Below are 18,766 nucleotides of genomic sequence, written 5' to 3' on the forward strand. Positions count from 1 at the left end.
TTCCCGCAGATACGGCTAGCGCCTGCCCGCCGGTGCCGGCGGCATGATCTGGCCGCGGACGCGTCCCCGCAGATTGGCGATGCCGCTCATGTGGTCGTAGTCCATCGCATCGGCCTTGAACGTATCGCTGCCCCGGATCAGCGTGACCGGCAGATGGGAGCGCACCCGGTCCTCGTTGGTGAACACATGCAGGAAGTCACCCCGGAATTCCAGCCGGGGCGCCGGCTTGCCATCGGGAAGCTTGCCTTCGTCGCGGATCACCACGGCATTGCCGAAGAGCTGGATCTCGCTGGCATCGCCATTGGAAAGACCGCGGTTGGCCGTGGCACGGGTGACCAGCCCCTGGGGCGACACCGAACGCACACGCACGTCGTCGACCTCCATCGTGTCGGTGTCGGGGTAGTGACGGCCTTCCCGGCCGCTGATCTCGCTGTGCAGCGAGCCGTCGGGCAGGAAGCTGCGCACGGTGAAGTTGCGCATGAAGAAGTCCGGGTCGTGCGAGACCGGGGCCGCGGCGTGCGGCTTGATCAGTTCCGGCGCGTTGCGCACCAGCCAGTAGGTGCCGAGCGCCAGCAGGCCCGTCAGGATGATCGGCAGGTAGAGGCTCAGACGGTCGAACGCCAGCCCGAAGACGGAGACGACGCGCCTCATGCGTCGGGCACCCCGATGGCGGCGTCCAGCAGGCCGGCATAGCGCCCGCAGGCGCACAGCAGCAGGTCGCAGAACTCGCGGGCCGCGCCCTCGCCGCCCCGCAGGCGGGTGACATGGCGCACGATGGCCGCCACCTCCGGATGCGCATTGGCCGGCGCGGCCGCGAAGGCCACCCGACGCAGCACGGGCAGGTCGGGCCAGTCGTCGCCGATGGCCGCCGCCTGCGCCCAGTCGAGGCCCAGGGCGGCCAGGATCTCGGAGGACGCGGCGATTTTGTCCATCACCCCGTAGCGCGCATGCCGCACGCCGAGTGCCTGCAGCCGGGCACGCAGCGGCGCCGAGTCGCGGCCGGTGACCACCACGGGCTCGATGCCGGCCTTGCGCAGCATCTGCAGCCCGTAGCCGTCGAGCACGCTGAAGCGCTTGAGCGTCTCGCCGGCGTCGGTGAAGTAGATGCCGCCATCGGTCAGCACGCCGTCGACATCGAAGAAGGCGACGCGCACATCCTGCGCAGCCAGCAGCAGTTCGGGGTCGAAGGTGAGCACGGGTCGGGCGCCCTGCGGTTGCGGCGCCATCAGATGACCTTCGCCCGCATCAGGTCGGTGGTGTTGAGCGCGCCGGCCAGCCGGCCTTCGGCATCGACGACGAACAGGCGGGTGATGCCATGCTGCTCCATGAGTTCGGCCGCCTCGACGGCCAGGGCGTCCTGGCGGATGGTGCGCGGGCCGCGGTGCATGACGTCGGCGGCACGGATGCCGCGCAGGTCGGCGCCCGCCTCGATCAGCCGGCGCAGGTCGCCGTCGGTGAAGATGCCTTCGGCACGGCCCTGGGCATCCATCACCGCCGCGGCGCCGAAGCCCTGCACGCTCATGGCGCGCATGAGCTCGGCGATGCCTGCCTGGGGCGAGACCTGCGGCACCGCACTGCCCTGGCGCATGACGTCGGCCACATGGGTGAGCAGCTTTCGCCCCAGCGCACCGCCCGGATGCGAACGGGCGAAGTCTTCGGCACCGAAGCCGCGCGCATCGAGCAGCGCGACGGCCAGCGCGTCGCCCAGCGCCATCTGCGCGGTGGTGCTGGCGGTCGGCGCCAGGTTCAGCGGGCAGGCTTCCTTCTCGACGCCGCTGTCCAGCACCAGGTCGGCATGCCGGGCCAGCGACGAGGTCGCGCCGCCGGTCATGGCGATCAGAGGCACGCCCTGGCGCTTGAGCACGGGCAGGATCGCGTCGAGTTCATTGCTTTCGCCGCTGTTGGAGATGGCCAGCACCACGTCCGCGGCCGTGACCATGCCCAGATCGCCATGGCTGGCCTCGGCGGGGTGCACGAACATGGCAGGTGTGCCGGTGGAGGCCAAGGTCGCAGCGATCTTGCGGCCCACATGGCCGCTCTTGCCCATGCCCATGACCACCACCCGGCCCTGCAGGGCCAGGATGCGCCGGACCGCCTCGACGAAGCTCTGGCCGACGCGTGCCTTGAGGCCCAGCACGGCGGCGGCCTCGATGTCGAAAGTGGCGCGTGCGCGGGCCAGCAACGCGTCGGGGTCCGGGGCCGGAAAGCTCATCGGGCGATTTTATCGGCGCGCCTTGCCCCCGCCCCGGTGCAGTGCATGGCCCTTGCTAGCATCCAGCGGATGAACACCTTCGAGCTGACGCTGCTCTACCTGCTGGCCGCCGTGCTGGGCGTGGTGGGCTGCCGCTCGCTCAAGCTGCCACCCATGCTCGGCTATCTGGTGGCCGGCGTGCTGATCGGGCCGCACGCCTTCGCGCTGGCGCAGGACTCGGACGGCGTGCGCCACCTGGGCGAGTTCGGCGTGGTGTTCCTGATGTTCGTGATCGGGCTGGAGTTCAGCCTGCCCAAGCTGCGCGCCATGCGCCAGCACGTGTTCGGCCTGGGACTGCTGCAGGTGGCGCTGACCATGCTGCTGGCCACGGCGGGTGCCCTGGCCCTGGCCCGCCTGCTGCCCGACCCTTGGCGCATGAGCTGGCAGACGGCGCTCGCCCTGTCCGGCGCCCTCGCGATGAGCAGCACCGCCATCGTCGTCAAGCTGATGGCCGAGCGACTGGAGCTGGAAAGCGAACACGGCCGCCGCGTGATGGGCGTGCTGCTGTTCCAGGATCTGGCCGTGGTGCCCCTGCTGGTGCTGATCCCCGCCCTGGGTGCGCCGCCCGAGGCGCTGCTGCGCGGCCTGGGCCTGGCCCTGCTCAAGGCCACCGCCCTGATCGGCCTGCTGCTGTACGGCGGTCCGCGCGTGATGCGCTGGTGGCTCACGCTGGTGGCGCGCCGCCGCAGCGAGGAACTGTTCATGCTCAACCTGCTGCTGGTGACGCTGGGCCTGGCCTGGCTGACCGAGATGGCCGGACTGTCGCTGGCGCTGGGCGCCTTCATCGCCGGCATGCTGGTGTCGGAGACCGAATACAAGCACCAGGTGGAAAGCGACATCCGGGCCTTCCACGACCTGCTGCTGGGCCTGTTCTTCATCACCATCGGCATGTCGCTGGACTGGCACGTCGTGGTCGAGCGCTGGGCGCTGGTGCTCGTCCTGCTGGTCGTGCCGCTGGGCTTCAAGCTGCTGCTGGTGACCGTGCTGGCGCGGCTGCTGGGGGCGACGGCCGGGGTCTCGCTGCGCACGGGGCTGTACCTGGCGCAGGCGGGCGAGTTCGGCTTCGTGCTGCTGTCGCTGGCCAACGGGCGCGGGCTGCTGCCGGCCTGGCTGGGCGACCCGGTGCTCGCCTCGATGATCGTCTCGATGCTGGCCACGCCCTTCATCGTGATGTACAGCGAGGCCATCGTGCGCAAGCTGGTGGCCAGCGACTGGATGCAGCAGTCGCTGCAGGTGACCAGCCTGGCGCGCAAGATGATCGACACGGCGGAGCACGTGATCATCTGCGGCTACGGCCGCTGCGGCCAGAACCTGGCCCGCATGCTGGAGCGCGAAGGCATTCCCTACATGGCACTGGACCTGGATCCCGACCGCGTGCGCCAGGCTGCCGCGGCCGGCGACTCGGTCGTCTTCGGCGACGCGGCGCGCCCGCAGGCGCTGATGGCGGCCGGCCTGTCGCGCGCCAGCGCCGTGGCCATCACCTACCTCGACGTGCCGGGTGCCCTCAAGGTGCTGGCGGCGGTGCGCGCCCATGCACCGACGGTGCCCGTGGTGGTGCGCACGCAGGACGACCACGAACTGGAGAAGCTGCAGCGCGCCGGCGCCACGGCCGTCGTCCCGGAGACGGTTGAAGGCTCCCTGATGCTGGCCAGTCACGCCCTGGCGCTGGTCGGCGTACCAATGCGGCGTGTGATCCGCCTCGCGCAGGAAGCGCGTGACGCCCGCTACCACCTGTTGCGCGGCTACTTCCGCGGAGCGGACGACGATGCCTCGCTGGAAGACCTGGAGCAGGAGCGGCTGGACAGCTTCACGCTGCAGACCGGCAGCCGCTGGGTCGGACAGGCGCTGGCACGCCTGGGCCTGGCCGATGCGGGCGTGCGCGTGGTGGGCCTGCGGCGCAGCCACGGCCGCACCATGGAGCCGGAGGAAGACACGGTGCTGGAGCCCGGCGACACGCTGGTGCTCTCGGGCCTGCCCGGGCCGCTCGCCACGGCCACCGAACGGCTCCAACGCGGCTGAAGTTTTCGTCGCAGCCCGCGGCCGGGAACGCCAGGGCGGCCGGCGCGCTGGAGGCCGGCTATTTGCCGATGCAGAAGCGCGAGAAGATCACGCCCAGCAGGTCGTCCGACCCAAACTCGCCGGTGATCTCGTTGAGGGCGTTCTGGGCCAGACGAAGCTCCTCGGCCAGCAGGTCCAGCGCCGGCATCGGCGCCTCGAGGTGGCCCGCCGCCAGCTCCAGATGGCCGGCGACGCGGTGCAGCGCCTGCACATGGCGGGCGCGCGCCAGGTAGACGCCCTCGGGCACCGCCTGCCAACCGGCCAGCGCCAGCAGCTTCTGGCGCAGGGCTTCGATGCCCTCGCCGGCCTTGGCCGAGAGGCGCAAGGCCTCCTCCGGCAGCACCGGCATCGACGCAGGCTCGACGGCGTCGGACTTGTTCCAGACCTCCAGCAGCGGCACGCGCGGCGGCAGGCGGCCGGCCAGGCCCGCGCGGATCTCGGCGTCGGCCGCCTGGTAGTCCGGCTGGCCGGCGCGCGTCAGGTCATGGAGGAAGAGCACCGCATCTGCGTCCTCGATCTGGCCCCACGCACGGGCGATGCCGATGCGCTCCACCTCGTCGCCCGAGTCGCGCAGGCCCGCCGTGTCCACCACATGCAGCGGCACGCCCTGGATCTGGATGGTCTGCGAGACGATGTCGCGCGTGGTGCCCGCCACCGGGCTCACGATGGCCAGTTCGGCGCCCGCCAGCGCGTTGAGCAGCGAACTCTTGCCGGCATTGGGCTGGCCCGCGATCACCACCTTGATGCCCTCGCGCAGCAGTGCCCCCTGGCGCGCGCGCTGCTGCACCTCCGCAAGTTGCGCCTGAAGGCGCGCGAGCTGACCCGCGGCATCGGCCTGCTGCAGGAAGTCGATGTCCTCCTCGGGAAAGTCCAGCGTCGCCTCGACCAGCATGCGCAGGTGGATCAGCGCGTCGCGCAACGTGTGGATCTCGCGCGAGAAGGCGCCGCCCAGCGAGCGGCCGGCGCTGCGGGCCGCAGCCTCGGTGCTGGCGTCGATCAGGTCAGCGATGGCCTCGGCCTGGGCCAGGTCGATCTTGCCGTTCTGGAAGGCGCGCTGGCTGAATTCGCCCGGTTGCGCCACGCGCAGGCCCGGCAGGCGCGCACGGCCCGTGGCGGCATCGACCTCCTCGCCGGCCGCCAGACAGCGCGCCAGCAGCAGTTGCAGCAGCACCTGGCCACCGTGGGCCTGGAGTTCGAGCACGTCCTCGCCCGTGAAGGAGTTCGGACCGGGAAAGAACAGCGCCAGGCCCTGGTCCAGCGCGCTGCCATCGGCATCCAGGAAGGGCAGGTACGTCGCCTCGCGCGGCTTGAGGTCGCGGCCGCACAGGCCACGCACCAGCGACCCGAGGCCCGTCCCTGACACACGCACGATGCCCACGGCGCCGCGGCCGGGGGCGGTGGCGATGGCGGCGATGGGATCGTTCAGGCGGGCGAGCATGGCGGCGATTCTTTCAGCATTGGCCAGGGTCGGGCGGGGCAAGGGGCGATGGCGGAGCCGCCCCAAACGAACAGGCCGCCCGGAGGCGGCCTGTGGCAAAGAGCGCGAGTGCGCCGGTTACTTGGTGACGCCCAGGCGCTTGTTGATCACGTACTGCTGCGTGATCGACAGGATGTTGTTCGTGATCCAGTACAGCACCAGCCCGGCCGGGAAGAAGAAGAACATCACGCTGAAGGCCAGCGGCATGATCCACATCAGCTTGGCCTGCATCGGGTCCGGCGGCGTGGGGTTGAGCCAGGTCTGCAGCAGCGTGGTGCCGGTCATGACCAGCGGCAGGATGAACCAGGGGTCCGGTGCGGACAGGTCGCGGATCCACAGGATCCAGGGCGCGTGGCGCATCTCCACCGACGACAGCAGCACCCAGTACAGCGCGATGAACACCGGGATCTGGATCACGATGGGGAAGCAGCCGCCCAGCGGGTTGACCTTCTCCTCGCGGTAGATCCGCATCATCTCCTGCTGCATCTCCTGCGGCTTGTCCTTGAGGCGCTCGCGCATCTCCATGATGCGCGGGTTGATGGCCTTCATCTTGGCCATGCTGCCGTAGGCCTTGGCGTTCAGCCAGAAGAAGGCGGCCTTGAGCAGCACCACCAGCGCCACGATCGACCAGCCCCAGTTGCCCAGCAGCTTGTGCAGCTGGTCGAGCAGCCAGTACAGCGGCTTGGAGATGATGGCGAAGATGCCGTAGTCCTTCACCAGGTCCAGGCCGGGGGCGAGGGCTTCGAGCTTCTTCTCTTCCTCGGGGCCGGCGAAGAGCACGGTGTCCACGGTCTGCGTGGCGCCCGGCGCGACGGTCGGCAGGTTGGCCACCATGGCCACGGCGTACAGGTTGGGGCCGAGCGCGTCGGGGCCCTGCACGCGGAACTCGCGCTTGAGGCCGGCGCTGTGCGTAGGCTCCACCAGCCAGGCCGAGGCGAAGTAGTGCTGCACCATCGCCACCCAGCCGGTCTCGGAGGCAGGCGGCACCTCGGCCTTGCCCTTGGCGATGTCGGCGAAGGCGATCTTGTGGAACTTCTTCTCTTCGGTGTACGCGGCGGGGCCGGTGAAGGTGCTGGTGCCCAGCATGCTGCCGTGCGTTTCGACGCCGTGGCGCAGCAGTTGCAGGTACAGCTGCGGATCGCGCGGCTGGTCGCCCACGTTAACCACCTGATGGCGCACATGGATGGCGTAGTCGCCGCGCTTGAAGACATAGGTCTTGACGTACTTGAGGCCGCCGGCGGGCTGCGACTCGAAGCTCACCTCCAGCGTGTCCTGGCCGTCAGCCAGCCGGTAGGGGCCGGGCTTGGCCGCCATCAGGCTCAGGTGGTTGGGGAACATGGCGCCGCCGCCGGCCGGATTCAGCAGGCCGGTCTGGGCCAGGTAGCGGTTGGCCGGGCCGTCGTCCATGAGCACGACCGGCTCTTCAACGACCGGGAGGGCCGGCATGTTCAGCAGGCGGCGCACCATCGGCATCAGGCCGCCGTGCGAGGTTTCCTGCATGTACTGCAGCAGCTCCAGGTGGGCCAGCGTGCCGCCCTGCGGGTCGATGGCCGCCTTGAACACGTCGGTCTCGATCTGCACGCGCTCGGCCGGCACGGAGGTGGACGAGGCCGTCGGCGCCGTTGCGGCACTGCCGCCGCCCGCTGCGGGCACCCCGGCGGCGGAGGCCGTCGGCGCCGAGGCGCCGGGAGCGGGCGTTGGCGCCTGGGCGGTGACGGCCGGCTTGGTCGAGGGCAGGAAGGTCGGCGCGCGGCCGTTGTGGACCTGCCACTGGTCCCACAGCATCACCAGCGAGAAACCGAAGATCACCCAGAGGATGGTGCGGCGAATGTCGTTCATGAAGAGGACTTCTTGTCGAGAGAGGTGAACAGCCCGGCCCCGGCCGCAGGCGGCACGGGGTCGTGCCCGCCCGCGCACCAGGGATGGCAGCGGGCCAGGCGCCTCAGCGTGAGGTAGCTGCCCTGCGCCGCGCCGTGCGTCTGCAGCGCCTCGATGGCGTAGACGGAGCAGGTGGGCGAAAAGCGGCAGGCGCCACCCAGCCACGGGCTGAGCAGCAGACGGTAGGCGCGGACGATGGCAATCAGAAGACGCTGCATCGGCGACGGTCGGATTTCAGGCAGCCGTGCGGCGCGCGCGGGCGAACAGCTGCTCCAGCTCCGCGCGCACGGCGCGGCGCAGGGCTTCGGAGGTGGCGCTGACGAACTGGCGACGGTCGAAGGCCGTGCGCAGGCGCACCACGTACGCGGCGGGCGGCTGGCCTTCGAGACAGAGACCGACGGTGTAGATCTGGCGGCGGATGGCGTTGCGCGTGACGGCGCGACGGGCCCAGCGCTTGGGCACCATGGCGCCCAGCCACACGCCCGTCGGACGGAACAGCACCGCGGCAGGCGCTTCCCCATCGGCGACGAACTCGACCGGCAATGGCAACGCACGCCGATGCAAGGCGAAATGCGGCGTGCGTGCAATGGTCGCCCCCGCCATACCCGCCTGGAACTGGTCTCGGTTGCGCAGGCGCAGCAAAGCCGCCGGCACCTGCGCGTGCGCAGCCGGCGAGGGCTCGGAAGGGGGCTGCCCCGAAGCGCGAGGAACGAGGCTCACGCGCTGTGGACAAGCAGTTGGCAACAGCCGGCGGCGGCGGCAAAGACCCGCGACGCCAGTCGGCCAAAACCCACCCCGGCCCGTGCCGGCGGAATCCGCGGCATCGCCAGAGGCGGGCCTGCCCACCACGTCACCGTTCAGACGGCCAGACGCTTGCGGCCCTTGGCGCGGCGGGCGTTGATGACGGCGCGACCGCCACGGGTCTTCATGCGGACCAGGAAGCCGTGGGTACGGGCGCGGCGGATCTTGGACGGTTGGTAAGTGCGTTTCATGACGAGGGTTCCTGCAAGAGTGCTGATCGACAGGCCCGTCTGGTGATGTGGAGTCGGACCCTGGATTGCAGCGCGAAGGCACGCGCCTTCGAATTTGCTGCAATCAGGTCCGCGGCCGGGCCCCGGCTGCCCTTGCACCACGCGCGCCGAGGCCGCCCGGTGCAAAAGGGAACCCGAAATTATCGCAGACATCCGAACGCGCAGCAATGCATGCGCTTATCAACCAGCAATGCCGCCGCCCGTCAAGGGGTGTGGATAAGTTTTTGACAAGTTAGAATCGCGCGTGCTTTCCGTTCGCAACTATCCACAACAGACATACGCGCCGATGAACCCCCAGCGGCCCTTCGGTCAGCGCAGCCGCCATGTCGAGTGAAGGGGTCGGTGCCAGCCTCTGGCAGGCCTGTGTCGACCAGCTCGCGCAAGAGCTGTCCGAGCAGCAATTCAATACCTGGATCAAGCCGCTGACCGCGCAGGTGACCGACGACCTGACGCGGATGACGATCTTCGTCGCCAACCGCTTCAAGCTGGACTGGATCCGCGCCCAGTACGCCGCCCGCATCGCAGACATGGCCGAGCGGTTGTCGGGCCAGCCGGTGGCCGTCGAACTGGCCCTGGCGCCGCGCGAGATCCCGGTTCGCCAGCCTGTCACGGTGCAGGCCGTGCCCTCGTCCATCTCCGAGCCCGAACCGCTGCGCCCCGGCGACGGCCCGATGGGCATGTCCGGCATGGGCGGTGCAGCGCCCGACGAACCAGCCGGGGCCTTCAAGAACCGCCTGAACCCGCAGCTCACCTTCGACAGCCTGGTCGAAGGCTCGGCCAACCGCATGGCGCGCGCCGCGGCGATGCACGTGGCCGGCACGCCGGGCCACCTGTACAACCCGCTGTTCATCTATGGCGGCGTCGGCCTGGGCAAGACCCACCTGATGCATGCCGTGGGCAACAAGCTGCTGGCCGACAAGCCCGACGCCAAGATCCTCTACCTGCACGCCGAGCAGTTCGTGTCGGACGTGGTCAAGGCCTACCAGCGCAAGACCTTCGACGAGTTCAAGGAGCGCTACCACTCGCTCGACCTGCTGCTGATCGACGACGTGCAGTTCTTCGCCAACAAGGACCGCACGCAGGAAGAGTTCTTCAACGCCTTCGAGGCCCTGCTGGCGAAGAAGTCGCACATCGTGATGACGAGCGACACCTATCCCAAGGGCCTGACCGACATCCACGAGCGCCTGGTGTCGCGCTTCGACTCGGGCCTGACGGTCGCCATCGAGCCGCCCGAACTCGAGATGCGCGTCGCCATCCTGATCAACAAGGCTGCCGCCGAGAGCGCCGAGATGCCCGAAGAAGTGGCCTTCTTCGTCGCCAAGAACGTGCGCTCCAACGTGCGCGAGCTCGAAGGCGCGCTGCGCAAGATCCTGGCCTATTCGCGCTTCAACCAGAAGGAAGTCTCCATCCAGCTCGCGCGCGAGGCGCTGCGCGACCTGCTGTCGATCCAGAACCGGCAGATCAGCGTGGAGAACATCCAGAAGACCGTCGCCGACTACTACAAGATCAAGGTCGCCGACATGTACAGCAAGAAGCGCCCGGCCAGCATCGCGCGGCCGCGCCAGATCGCGATGTACCTGGCCAAGGAGCTGACGCAGAAGAGCCTGCCCGAGATCGGCGAGCTGTTCGGCGGCCGCGACCACACCACGGTGCTGCACGCGGTGCGCAAGATTTCCGGCGAGCGCCAGCAGCTCACCGAGCTGAACCAGCAGCTGCACGTGCTGGAGCAGACGCTCAAGGGATGAGCATCCCCACCCCAAAAAGGGGCGCAGACAATGCGCCGGCATCCGGGCCCCTGCCCGGGAAGATCGAGGACGAAGAGTAGAGGACGTACATGATTGTTCTGAAGGCACCCCAAGACCAGGTTCTGGCAGCCCTGCAGTCGGTGGCAGGCATCGTCGAGCGTCGCCACACGCTGCCCATCCTGGCCAACGTGCTGATCCGCAAGGCCGGCGGCCAATTGCAGCTGACCACCAGCGACCTGGAGATCCAGATCCGCACCACCGCCGAGCTCGGCGGCGACGATGGCGCCTTCACCACCACCGTGGGCGCACGCAAGCTGATCGACATCCTGCGCACCATGCCGGCCGACCAGACCGTGAGCCTGGAGTCGAGCCAGAACAAGCTGGTGCTCAAGGGCGGCAAGAGCCGCTTCACGCTGCAGACCCTGCCCGCCGAGGACTTTCCGCTGGTGCAGGAAGCCGCCAGCTTCGGCCCGGCCTTCAGCGTGCCGCAGCGCACCCTGAAGGCGCTGCTGTCGCAGGTCTCGTTTGCGATGGCGGTGCACGACATCCGCTACTACCTCAACGGCATCCTGTTCGTGGCCGAGGGCAAGCAGCTCTCGCTGGTGGCCACCGACGGCCACCGCCTGGCGTTCTCCAGCGCCACGCTGGACGTCGAGGTGCCGCGCCAGGAAGTGATCCTGCCGCGCAAGACCGTGCTGGAGCTGCAGCGCCTGCTGTCCGACGCCGATGGCGACACGCCGCCCATGATCGAGCTGCAGTTCGCCAACAACCAGGCCAAGTTCAACTTCGGCACCATGGAGTTCGTCACCAAGCTGGTCGAGGGCAAGTTCCCCGACTACAACCGCGTGATCCCCAAGAACCACAAGAACAGCGTGACGCTGGGCCGCGCGCCGCTCTTGGCCAGCCTGCAGCGCACCGCCATCCTGACCAGCGACAAGTTCAAGGGCGTGCGGCTGAACATCGAGCCGGGCCTGCTGCGCATCGCGTCCAACAATGCCGAGCAGGAAGAGGCGGTGGACGAGCTGGACATCGACTACGGCGGCGACAGCATCGAGATCGGCTTCAACGTCACCTACCTGATCGATGCGCTGGCCAACATGGGCCAGGACATGGTTCGCGTGGACCTGCAGGACGGCAACAGCTCGGCGCTGCTGACCATCCCCGAGGACGCGAACTTCAAGTACGTGGTCATGCCAATGCGAATCTGAGGTCGCGACGCGCCCTCAGATTCGCTTCGCGTGCATGTGGCGCACCCCCTGCCCCCGCCAAGCGGGGGTTCCAGCCAGATGACAGTCACAGCCGCTTCGCGGCTTCAAGTTAAAGATGAGCGACAACAAGCAGCCCGACGCGCCTGAAACGCCCAAGACCGAGCCCGTGTACGAAGCCGAGATCGACAAGGCGATCCCGATCGAGGTGACGCCCGACACCGGCTATGGCGAAGGCGCGATCCAGATCCTCGAAGGCCTGGAGGCCGTGCGCAAGCGGCCGGGCATGTACATCGGCGACACGTCCGACGGCACCGGCCTGCACCACCTCGTCTTCGAGGTGGTCGACAACTCCATCGACGAGGCCCTGGCCGGCCACTGCGACGACATCGTCGTCACCATCCACACCGACAACTCGATCTCCGTCACCGACAACGGCCGGGGCATCCCGACCGGCGTGAAGATGGACGACAAGCACGAGCCCAAGCGCTCGGCCGCCGAGATCGCGCTGACCGAACTGCACGCGGGCGGCAAGTTCAACCAGAACTCGTACAAGGTGTCGGGCGGCCTGCACGGCGTGGGCGTCTCGTGCGTGAACGCGCTCAGCAAGATGCTGCGCCTGACGGTGCGCCGCGACGGCAAGGTGCATGTGCTCGAATTCAGCCAGGGCTTCGTGCAGAACCGCATCCTGGAAACGGTGAACGGGGTCGAAATCTCGCCCATGCGCGTGACTGGCGAGACCGACAAGCGCGGCACCGAGGTCCACTTCCTGCCCGACACCGAAATCTTCAAGGAAAACCACGACTTCCACTACGAGATCCTGGCCAAGCGGCTGCGCGAGCTCTCCTTCCTGAACAACGGCGTGCGCATCCGCCTGAAGGACGAGCGCAGCGGCAAGGAGGACGACTTCTCGGGCGCCGGCGGCGTCAAGGGCTTCGTGGAATTCATCAACGGCACGAAGAAGGTGCTGCACCCCAACGCCTTCTACGCCACCGGCGAGCGGCCGGCGGACAGCTACGGCGGCATCCCCGGCACCAGCATCACCGTCGAGGTGGCGATGCAGTGGAACGACGCCTACAACGAGCAGGTGCTGTGCTTCACCAACAACATCCCGCAGCGTGACGGCGGTACCCACCTGACCGGCCTGCGCGCCGCCATGACACGGGTGGTGGGCAAGTACATCGACCAGAACGACCTTGCCAAGAAGGCCAAGGTCGAGGTCAGCGGCGACGACATGCGCGAAGGCCTGTGCTGCGTGCTGAGCGTGAAGGTGCCCGAGCCCAAGTTCAGCAGCCAGACCAAGGACAAGCTGGTCTCCAGCGAGGTGCGCGCGCCGGTCGAGGACATCGTGGCCCGCGCCCTGACCGAGTACCTGGAAGAGCGCCCGCAGGACGCCAAGATCATCTGCGGCAAGATCGTCGAGGCCGCCAAGGCCCGTGAGGCTGCCCGCAAGGCCCGCGAAATGACCCGCCGCAAAGGCGTGCTCGACGGCATGGGCCTGCCCGGCAAGCTGGCCGACTGCCAGGAGAAAGACCCCGCCCTGTGCGAGATCTACCTGGTGGAGGGCGACTCCGCCGGCGGCAGTGCCAAGCAGGGCCGCGACCGGAAGTTCCAGGCCATCCTGCCGCTGCGCGGCAAGATCCTGAACGTGGAGAAGGCGCGCTACGAGAAGCTGCTGACCAGCAACGAGATCGTCACCATGATCACCGCGCTGGGCACCGGCATCGGCAATGCCGGCGCCACCGGCGGCAATGGGGCCGACGACTTCAACGTCGCCAAGCTGCGCTACCACCGCATCATCATCATGACCGACGCGGACGTGGACGGCGCCCACATCCGCACGCTGCTGCTGACCTTCTTCTACCGCCAGATGCCCGAGCTGGTGGAGCGCGGCCACATCTACATCGCGCAGCCGCCGCTGTACAAGGTCAAGGTCGGCAAGGAAGAGCAGTACCTCAAGGACGGCCCGGCGCTGGAGGCCTTCCTGCTGCGCGTGGCGCTGAAGGACGCCGCCGTGCACACCGGCGGCGCCAACCCCACCGTGCTCAGCGGCGAGACGCTGGACGCGCTGGCGCGCAAGCACCAGCTGGCCGAATCGGTCATCGACCGCCTGGGCGTCTTCATGGACGCGGAGGCGCTGCGCGCCATCGCCGACGGCGTGCGCCTGGACCTGGACACGCCCGCCGCCGCCGAGGCCAGCGCCGTCGCGCTGCAGGCGCGCCTGCGCGAGATCAGCAGCAACGGTATCCCGGCCGAAGTGGCGAGCGAGTTCGACGTGCGCACCGACAAGCCGCTGCTGCGCATCAGCCGCCGGCACCACGGCAACATCAAGAGCAGCGTGCTCACGCAGGAATTCGTGCACGGCGCCGACTACGCGGCCCTGGCCGAAGCCGCCGACACCTTCCGCGGCCTGCTGGGCGAAGGCGCCACGGCCCGCCGCGGCGAGGGCGACAAGGCCAAGGAAGAACGCGTGAGCGACTTCCGCACCGCCATGCAGTGGCTGCTGTCCGAAGCCGAACGCGTCACCGCCCGCCAGCGCTACAAGGGCCTGGGCGAGATGAACCCCGAGCAGCTCTGGGAAACGACCATGGACCCGGCCGTGCGCCGCCTTCTGCGCGTGCAGATCGACGATGCCATCGAGGCCGACCGCGTGTTCACCATGCTGATGGGCGACGAGGTGGAGCCGCGGCGGGAGTTCATCGAGACGAATGCATTGCGGGCCGCGAACATCGACGTGTAAGGCGACAGACGCTCCCAAGGCCGCCCGCAAGGGTGGGGTCGTCAGCGGCACGTCCCTGTTACAAACGTCCGGCTGCTCGTACCGCGACAGCCGGTCAAGGCCGCCGCGTCTATCACACGCGAATCCGGAAAATTCAAAAAAGTCCAGCTTAATCAGGTACTTGCTATCACATGGCAACCAAGCTCTGGGTCAAGGAGGCGCTTCAGATCCTGGCGGAAAGCCTGTCGCCTATCCCCCATGAGCTGAACGAACTGGACTGGAAAGCCCGCCTTTCCGACCACAAGGACAGGCTCGCCGAGCACCTCATGGCCTTGGCGAATCACCCCGATGGCGGCTACCTCGTCTTCGGAATCGACAACGACGGTCGCGCTGTCGGCGTCGAGCCTGCAGACGTCAACGGAATCGTCACCCAACTGAGCAACCTCGGCCGGGATGCCATCGAGCCGCCCTTGGCGCTGGACCATGCTGTCACGCCAAATGCCGAAGGCATTCCTCTTCTGCTGGTGCGCATCCCCGAATTGGCCGTCAAGCCGGCCCACCGGCGCGGCAAGTCGATTGAAGAAAGCTGGATCCGTGCGGGCGGCAGCACACGCAAGGCGTCGCGGCAGGAAATCGGTGCGCTGCTGATGAACAGCAGCAATCCACGCTGGGAAGATCTGCGCGCGTCTTCGCTGCTCAGCGTGGCCGAGGTGCAGCAGCAGCTCGACCTCGAAAGCATCGCGCAGTTGCTGCAGCGCCCGCTGCCTGATGGCCCTGAAGATCTGGGCCCATGGCTGGTCCAGGAAGGCATCGCCATCGCGGACGCTCGCGGCTACTACATCAGCAACTTCGGCGCCATTGCCGCAGCCCGCAAGCTGGACGACTTTCCGGCCCTAGCGCGCAAACGCAGCATGAAGCAGCCATTCTTCAGGAATATCAAAGGCTCAAGGGCACCCGGGCCGAACGCAGCTTCGAGGAGATCGCCATCGAAAAATGCGGCTTCTACCTGAAGGACTTCGCTCGCTACGACTACCTGCTCAAGCTGCCGGAAAAGGAAGACATTTCCAAAGCCATCCGCCGGGCGTTGGCCAGCATTGAAAACGCAAAGCCGGAGCTTCTGGGGGTGCTGCCAGACGAGGAGTACGACCGCTTCGTCCGAAGCCCGAAGAACAGGCACATCCCCAAAGACCTGCTGAAGCTGTTCTCCGACAACCAGCGCCGCATCGCGTTGCTTGAGTCCATGGCCGAAGAGATCTACCGCGAATGGTTTGTGCGGATGCGGTTTCCCGGGGCAAAGTCGGCTGTCTTTGACAAGGGCGTGCCGACCGACTGGACGCATGAGCCCATCCTCGACGCCTTCAAGTTCTACGGCGGCGCCACGCCCGCCAAGGACAACCCGCGCTTCTGGGTGGATGGCGAGGTGCATTGGTATACGCCCACTGACATCACTGGCGCCAGCAGCCCGTACTTGGAGGAGTCGGCCGACAAGTGCACCGATGAGGGCCTGCAGAACTGCTCCGCCAACCTCTTCCCGGCCTATTCGATCATGATGACGAGCCGCGCCACGATTGGCGCCATCGGCATCAACTGCGCACCGGCCTGCACGAATCAAGGGTTCATCACCTGCATTCCGAACCAGCGCTATCCGCTGATCTATCTGTACCACTGGCTCAAGCTTGCAAAGCCACACTTCGAGATGCTTTCCGGTGGCGCAACTTTCGCAGAGTTAACCAAAGGGACGTTCAAGCGGATTCGCATCCTGACGCCGCCGGAGAAGCTGGTCGCTGCCTACGAGCAGCAAGCCCGGCCGATGTTTGACCAGGTGGAATCGCTGACCAAGATGAACCGAACGTTGCGCGCCACTCGCGACGCGCTGCTCCCCCGCCTGATCTCCGGCAAACTCCGCGTCGACGCGTTAGACATCCAGTTCCCGCCCAGCATGCAGCCGCCCACAGAGGCCGCGCAGCGGGGTGAGGCGAAAGCCAGTTAGCAGGCCTTCTTCTCCACAACCAGCAACATCAGGAAGGTGCCGTGGCCGCCGCGAAGAATTTCATCAGCGAAGACGACATCGAGCAGGCCCTGCTGCAGCGGCTTCAGCACCTGTGCGGCTTCGATGTGCTGAACTGCTTCACGGTCCAGCACGAGGACCTGGCCGATGGCTCCGGCCGCACGGACAAGCGCGAGGTCATCCTGGCCGACCGGCTGCGCGCGGCGCTGGAGCGGCTGAACCCGCAGGCCCCGGCCCATGCGGTGGACCAGGCCCTGGCCCAACTGGTGCAGCCGCGCGCAGCGATGAGCCTGGTCGCGGCCAATCGGGAGATGGATGGCCTGATCCGCGACGGCGTGCCCGTGACCTACAAGCCCGAGACCGGGCCGCAGGCGGGGCAGACCGTGACCGAGCGGCTGAAGGTCATCGACTTCGACGCGCACCAACCGGGCGCCGGACGCAACCACTACCTGGCCGTGAGCCAGCTCTGGGTGCGCGGTGAGCATGGCTACCGCCGGCCCGACGTGCTGCTTTACGTGAACGGCCTGCCGCTGGTGTTCATCGAGCTGAAGAACAGCAACGTGAAGCTGCGCGCGGCCTTTGACGACAACCTGACCACCTACAAGGCCGAGATCCCGCAGCTCTTCACCGCCAATGCGCTGTGCCTGCTGAGCAATGGCATCGAGACCCGGCTGGGCAGCATCACCGCGCAGTGGGAGCACTTCTTCACCTGGCTGCGGGTGGATGACGAGAAGGAGAAGCTGGACCGTCCGGCCATTGCCGCCCAGGGCCTGAGCGTGGAGCGGGTGGTGCTGGGCCTGCTGACGCCTGAGCGGCTGTTGGACTATGTGGAGAACTTCTGCGTGTTCTACCGCGAGACGCAGAAGGTCATCGCGCAGAACCACCAGTTCATCGGCGTAAACAACGCCTTCGAGCAGTTCAGGCACCGGCGCGAGCTGGGCGGCAGGCTGGGCGTGTTCTGGCACACCCAGGGCTCGGGCAAGAGCTTCTCGATGGTGTTCTACACGCGCAAGATCTTCCGCAAGCTCACCGGCAACTTCACCTTCGTGGTGGTGACCGACCGGGACGACCTGGACGGGCAGATCTACCGCAATTTTCTGCACACCGGCGTGGTGGGGCCCAAGGACGATGTGCGGCCCAGGGGCAGCGCGCAACTGCGCGAGATGCTGGGCAAGAACAAGCGCGTGGTGTTCACGCTGATCCAGAAGTTCCGCTTCGAGAAGGGCAAGGACTACCCGCTGCTGTCCGACCGCGACGACATCGTCGTCATCGTGGACGAGGCCCACCGCACGCAGTACGCGGGCCTGGCGGAGAACATGCGCGCCGGCCTACTGCCACAGTCAGGGCGTGCCGCTGCACGAGGCGTTGGACCGGGGCGACGTGTTCACCAAGCTGGGCCAGTTCAACGGCTTTGCCGACACGCTGCTGGCCAGCGACGAGCAGCGCAAGTCCTTCAACGTTTACGAAAACACCATTTCGTCGATGTACGAGGCTTGCAAGCCCGAGGTGCTGGACCGCAAGCTGGGCCGCGTGGTGTCGGCCTTCCAGTACCTGCGCGGCGTGATGGACAGCATCGTGGAGCAGGCCGACATCGGCAGCGCGGTACAGCGCATCGAGGCGCTGCTAGACGCCAGCGTGGTGGTGGACAACGCCGAGTCCTTCTCAGCCAGGGAGTTCGAGGCGCAGTACAAGATCGTGCAGCGGGGCAAGGCCTGGGACCTGAGCAAGGTCAACGTCGAGAAGCTGAGAGAGGAATTCAAGCAGGCGCCGTTCAAGAACATCCAGATCGCCGACCTGCAGGCCTTCCTGCAGCGCAAGCTGGCCGAGATGCTGGGGCAGAACAGCACCCGGGTGGACTTCCTCCAAAGGCTGCAGCAGGTGATCGACGCCTACAACTCGGGCGCCACGTCCACCGAGAACTACTACGACGAGCTGACCGCCTACGCCCAGGAGTTGAAGGAAGAGGCCGAACGGCACATTCGCGAGGGCCTTAGCGAAGACGAACTGGAACTGTTTGACCTGCTCAAGAAGGATTCACTCACCGAGGAAGAAACCACCCGGGTCAAGCTGGCGGCCAAACACCTGTTGAAGCGTCTCATTGAAGAGCATCCCAAGGTGTTGATTCAAGACTGGCACAAGAGCAGCCAGACCCAAGGGCAGGTGCGCGCGGAGATCGAGCGGGTACTCGACCAGGATCTGCCCCCCAGCTACGAGCGGGCGATCTTCAAACAGAAATGCGACAACGTCTACGAGTTGATCGTCAACCATGCCCTTGCGGGAAAGAAGTGGGCTGCCTGAGCCGTGCGGTGACACCGAGATGGGCGGCACCCGCGTCGATTCGCGCTCACCGGATGCCGGCACTTTAAGCATCCCCTAAGCCTCCAGCCCCAAAGT

At 67.4% G+C, this 18,766-nt stretch carries 15 protein-coding genes and 1 pseudogene; 8 read left to right on the forward strand and 8 right to left on the reverse strand.

Going from position 1 to position 18,766, the window contains the following annotated elements; all coding sequences use genetic code 11:
• Positions 1 to 15: 15 nt before the first annotated feature.
• Genes lptC through L0984_RS09270 form a run of 3 tightly spaced genes read right to left on the reverse strand, consistent with a single transcriptional unit; the run spans position 16 to position 2,212 of the window.
• Positions 16 to 651, reverse strand: a complete 636-nt coding sequence (gene lptC / locus L0984_RS09260) for an LPS export ABC transporter periplasmic protein LptC (protein ID WP_234193399.1) — start codon at positions 649 to 651, stop codon at positions 16 to 18.
• Positions 648 to 1,226, reverse strand: a complete 579-nt coding sequence (locus L0984_RS09265) for a KdsC family phosphatase (protein WP_234193400.1) — start codon at positions 1,224 to 1,226, stop codon at positions 648 to 650. The genes lptC and L0984_RS09265 overlap by 4 nt, the downstream gene beginning before the upstream one ends.
• The gene (locus L0984_RS09270) at positions 1,226 to 2,212 is read right to left on the reverse strand and encodes a KpsF/GutQ family sugar-phosphate isomerase (protein ID WP_234193401.1); all 987 of its coding nucleotides are present in this window, start codon (positions 2,210 to 2,212) and stop codon (positions 1,226 to 1,228) included. Before L0984_RS09270 ends, L0984_RS09265 begins: the two co-directional genes overlap by 1 nt.
• 69 nt (positions 2,213 to 2,281) lie before the next feature.
• On the opposite strand from L0984_RS09270, the gene L0984_RS09275 reads away from it, so the two are divergent.
• Positions 2,282 to 4,270 (forward strand): monovalent cation:proton antiporter family protein, encoded by a 1,989-nt coding sequence (locus tag L0984_RS09275; RefSeq protein WP_234193736.1) that lies wholly within the window; start codon positions 2,282 to 2,284, stop codon positions 4,268 to 4,270.
• 58 nt (positions 4,271 to 4,328) lie between these two features.
• Here L0984_RS09275 and mnmE read toward each other — a convergent pair whose 3' ends face one another.
• From mnmE to rpmH, 5 genes are all read right to left on the reverse strand, one after another.
• Positions 4,329 to 5,747 (reverse strand): tRNA uridine-5-carboxymethylaminomethyl(34) synthesis GTPase MnmE, encoded by a 1,419-nt coding sequence (gene mnmE / locus L0984_RS09280; protein WP_234193402.1) that lies wholly within the window; start codon positions 5,745 to 5,747, stop codon positions 4,329 to 4,331.
• Positions 5,748 to 5,864: 117 nt separating this feature from the next.
• Entirely contained in the window at positions 5,865 to 7,625 is a 1,761-nt protein-coding gene (gene yidC / locus L0984_RS09285) for a membrane protein insertase YidC (protein WP_234193404.1), read from the reverse strand.
• The gene (gene yidD, locus L0984_RS09290) at positions 7,622 to 7,882 is read right to left on the reverse strand and encodes a membrane protein insertion efficiency factor YidD (protein ID WP_017760450.1); all 261 of its coding nucleotides are present in this window, start codon (positions 7,880 to 7,882) and stop codon (positions 7,622 to 7,624) included. The genes yidC and yidD overlap by 4 nt, the downstream gene beginning before the upstream one ends.
• Before the next feature lie 16 nt (positions 7,883 to 7,898).
• On the reverse strand, positions 7,899 to 8,306 hold the full coding sequence (locus L0984_RS09295) for a ribonuclease P protein component (protein ID WP_234193737.1): 408 nt from the start codon (positions 8,304 to 8,306) through the stop codon (positions 7,899 to 7,901).
• Between the two features lie 215 nt (positions 8,307 to 8,521).
• Positions 8,522 to 8,656 carry a 50S ribosomal protein L34 gene (gene rpmH / locus L0984_RS09300; RefSeq protein WP_006299042.1) on the reverse strand — a complete coding sequence of 45 codons (135 nt, stop codon included), beginning with the start codon at positions 8,654 to 8,656 and terminating at the stop codon, positions 8,522 to 8,524.
• A gap of 362 nt (positions 8,657 to 9,018) precedes the next feature.
• On the opposite strand from rpmH, the gene dnaA reads away from it, so the two are divergent.
• The 7 genes and pseudogenes from dnaA to L0984_RS09335 all read left to right on the forward strand — a co-directional run bounded on the left by dnaA (position 9,019) and on the right by L0984_RS09335 (position 18,670).
• Positions 9,019 to 10,440, forward strand: coding sequence for a chromosomal replication initiator protein DnaA (gene dnaA / locus L0984_RS09305; RefSeq protein ID WP_234193405.1), 1,422 nt, complete (start codon positions 9,019 to 9,021; stop codon positions 10,438 to 10,440).
• A gap of 89 nt (positions 10,441 to 10,529) precedes the next feature.
• Complete coding sequence (gene dnaN, locus L0984_RS09310) at positions 10,530 to 11,648, forward strand: DNA polymerase III subunit beta (RefSeq protein WP_234193406.1); 1,119 nt, start codon at positions 10,530 to 10,532, stop codon at positions 11,646 to 11,648.
• A 115-nt stretch (positions 11,649 to 11,763) separates the two neighbouring features.
• The gene (gene gyrB / locus L0984_RS09315; protein ID WP_234193407.1) at positions 11,764 to 14,385 is read left to right on the forward strand and encodes a DNA topoisomerase (ATP-hydrolyzing) subunit B; all 2,622 of its coding nucleotides are present in this window, start codon (positions 11,764 to 11,766) and stop codon (positions 14,383 to 14,385) included.
• A 170-nt stretch (positions 14,386 to 14,555) separates the two neighbouring features.
• Positions 14,556 to 15,374: an AlbA family DNA-binding domain-containing protein gene (locus L0984_RS29950; protein WP_234193408.1), complete on the forward strand. Its 819-nt coding sequence runs from the start codon at positions 14,556 to 14,558 to the stop codon at positions 15,372 to 15,374.
• Between the two features lie 266 nt (positions 15,375 to 15,640).
• A complete protein-coding gene (locus L0984_RS09325) occupies positions 15,641 to 16,354 on the forward strand; it encodes a restriction endonuclease subunit S (RefSeq protein WP_441338947.1) in 714 nt (237 codons plus the stop codon).
• Between the two features lie 41 nt (positions 16,355 to 16,395).
• Positions 16,396 to 17,643 (forward strand): annotated as a pseudogene (locus L0984_RS29955) (type I restriction endonuclease); the annotation flags it as partial.
• 76 nt (positions 17,644 to 17,719) lie between these two features.
• Positions 17,720 to 18,670 carry a type I restriction enzyme endonuclease domain-containing protein gene (locus L0984_RS09335; RefSeq protein ID WP_234193411.1) on the forward strand — a complete coding sequence of 317 codons (951 nt, stop codon included), beginning with the start codon at positions 17,720 to 17,722 and terminating at the stop codon, positions 18,668 to 18,670.
• Positions 18,671 to 18,766 lie beyond the last annotated feature (96 nt).

Origin of the sequence: Pseudacidovorax sp. NFM-22, from assembly GCF_021401245.1 — a bacterium.
Lineage (GTDB): Bacteria > Pseudomonadota > Gammaproteobacteria > Burkholderiales > Burkholderiaceae_C > Xenophilus.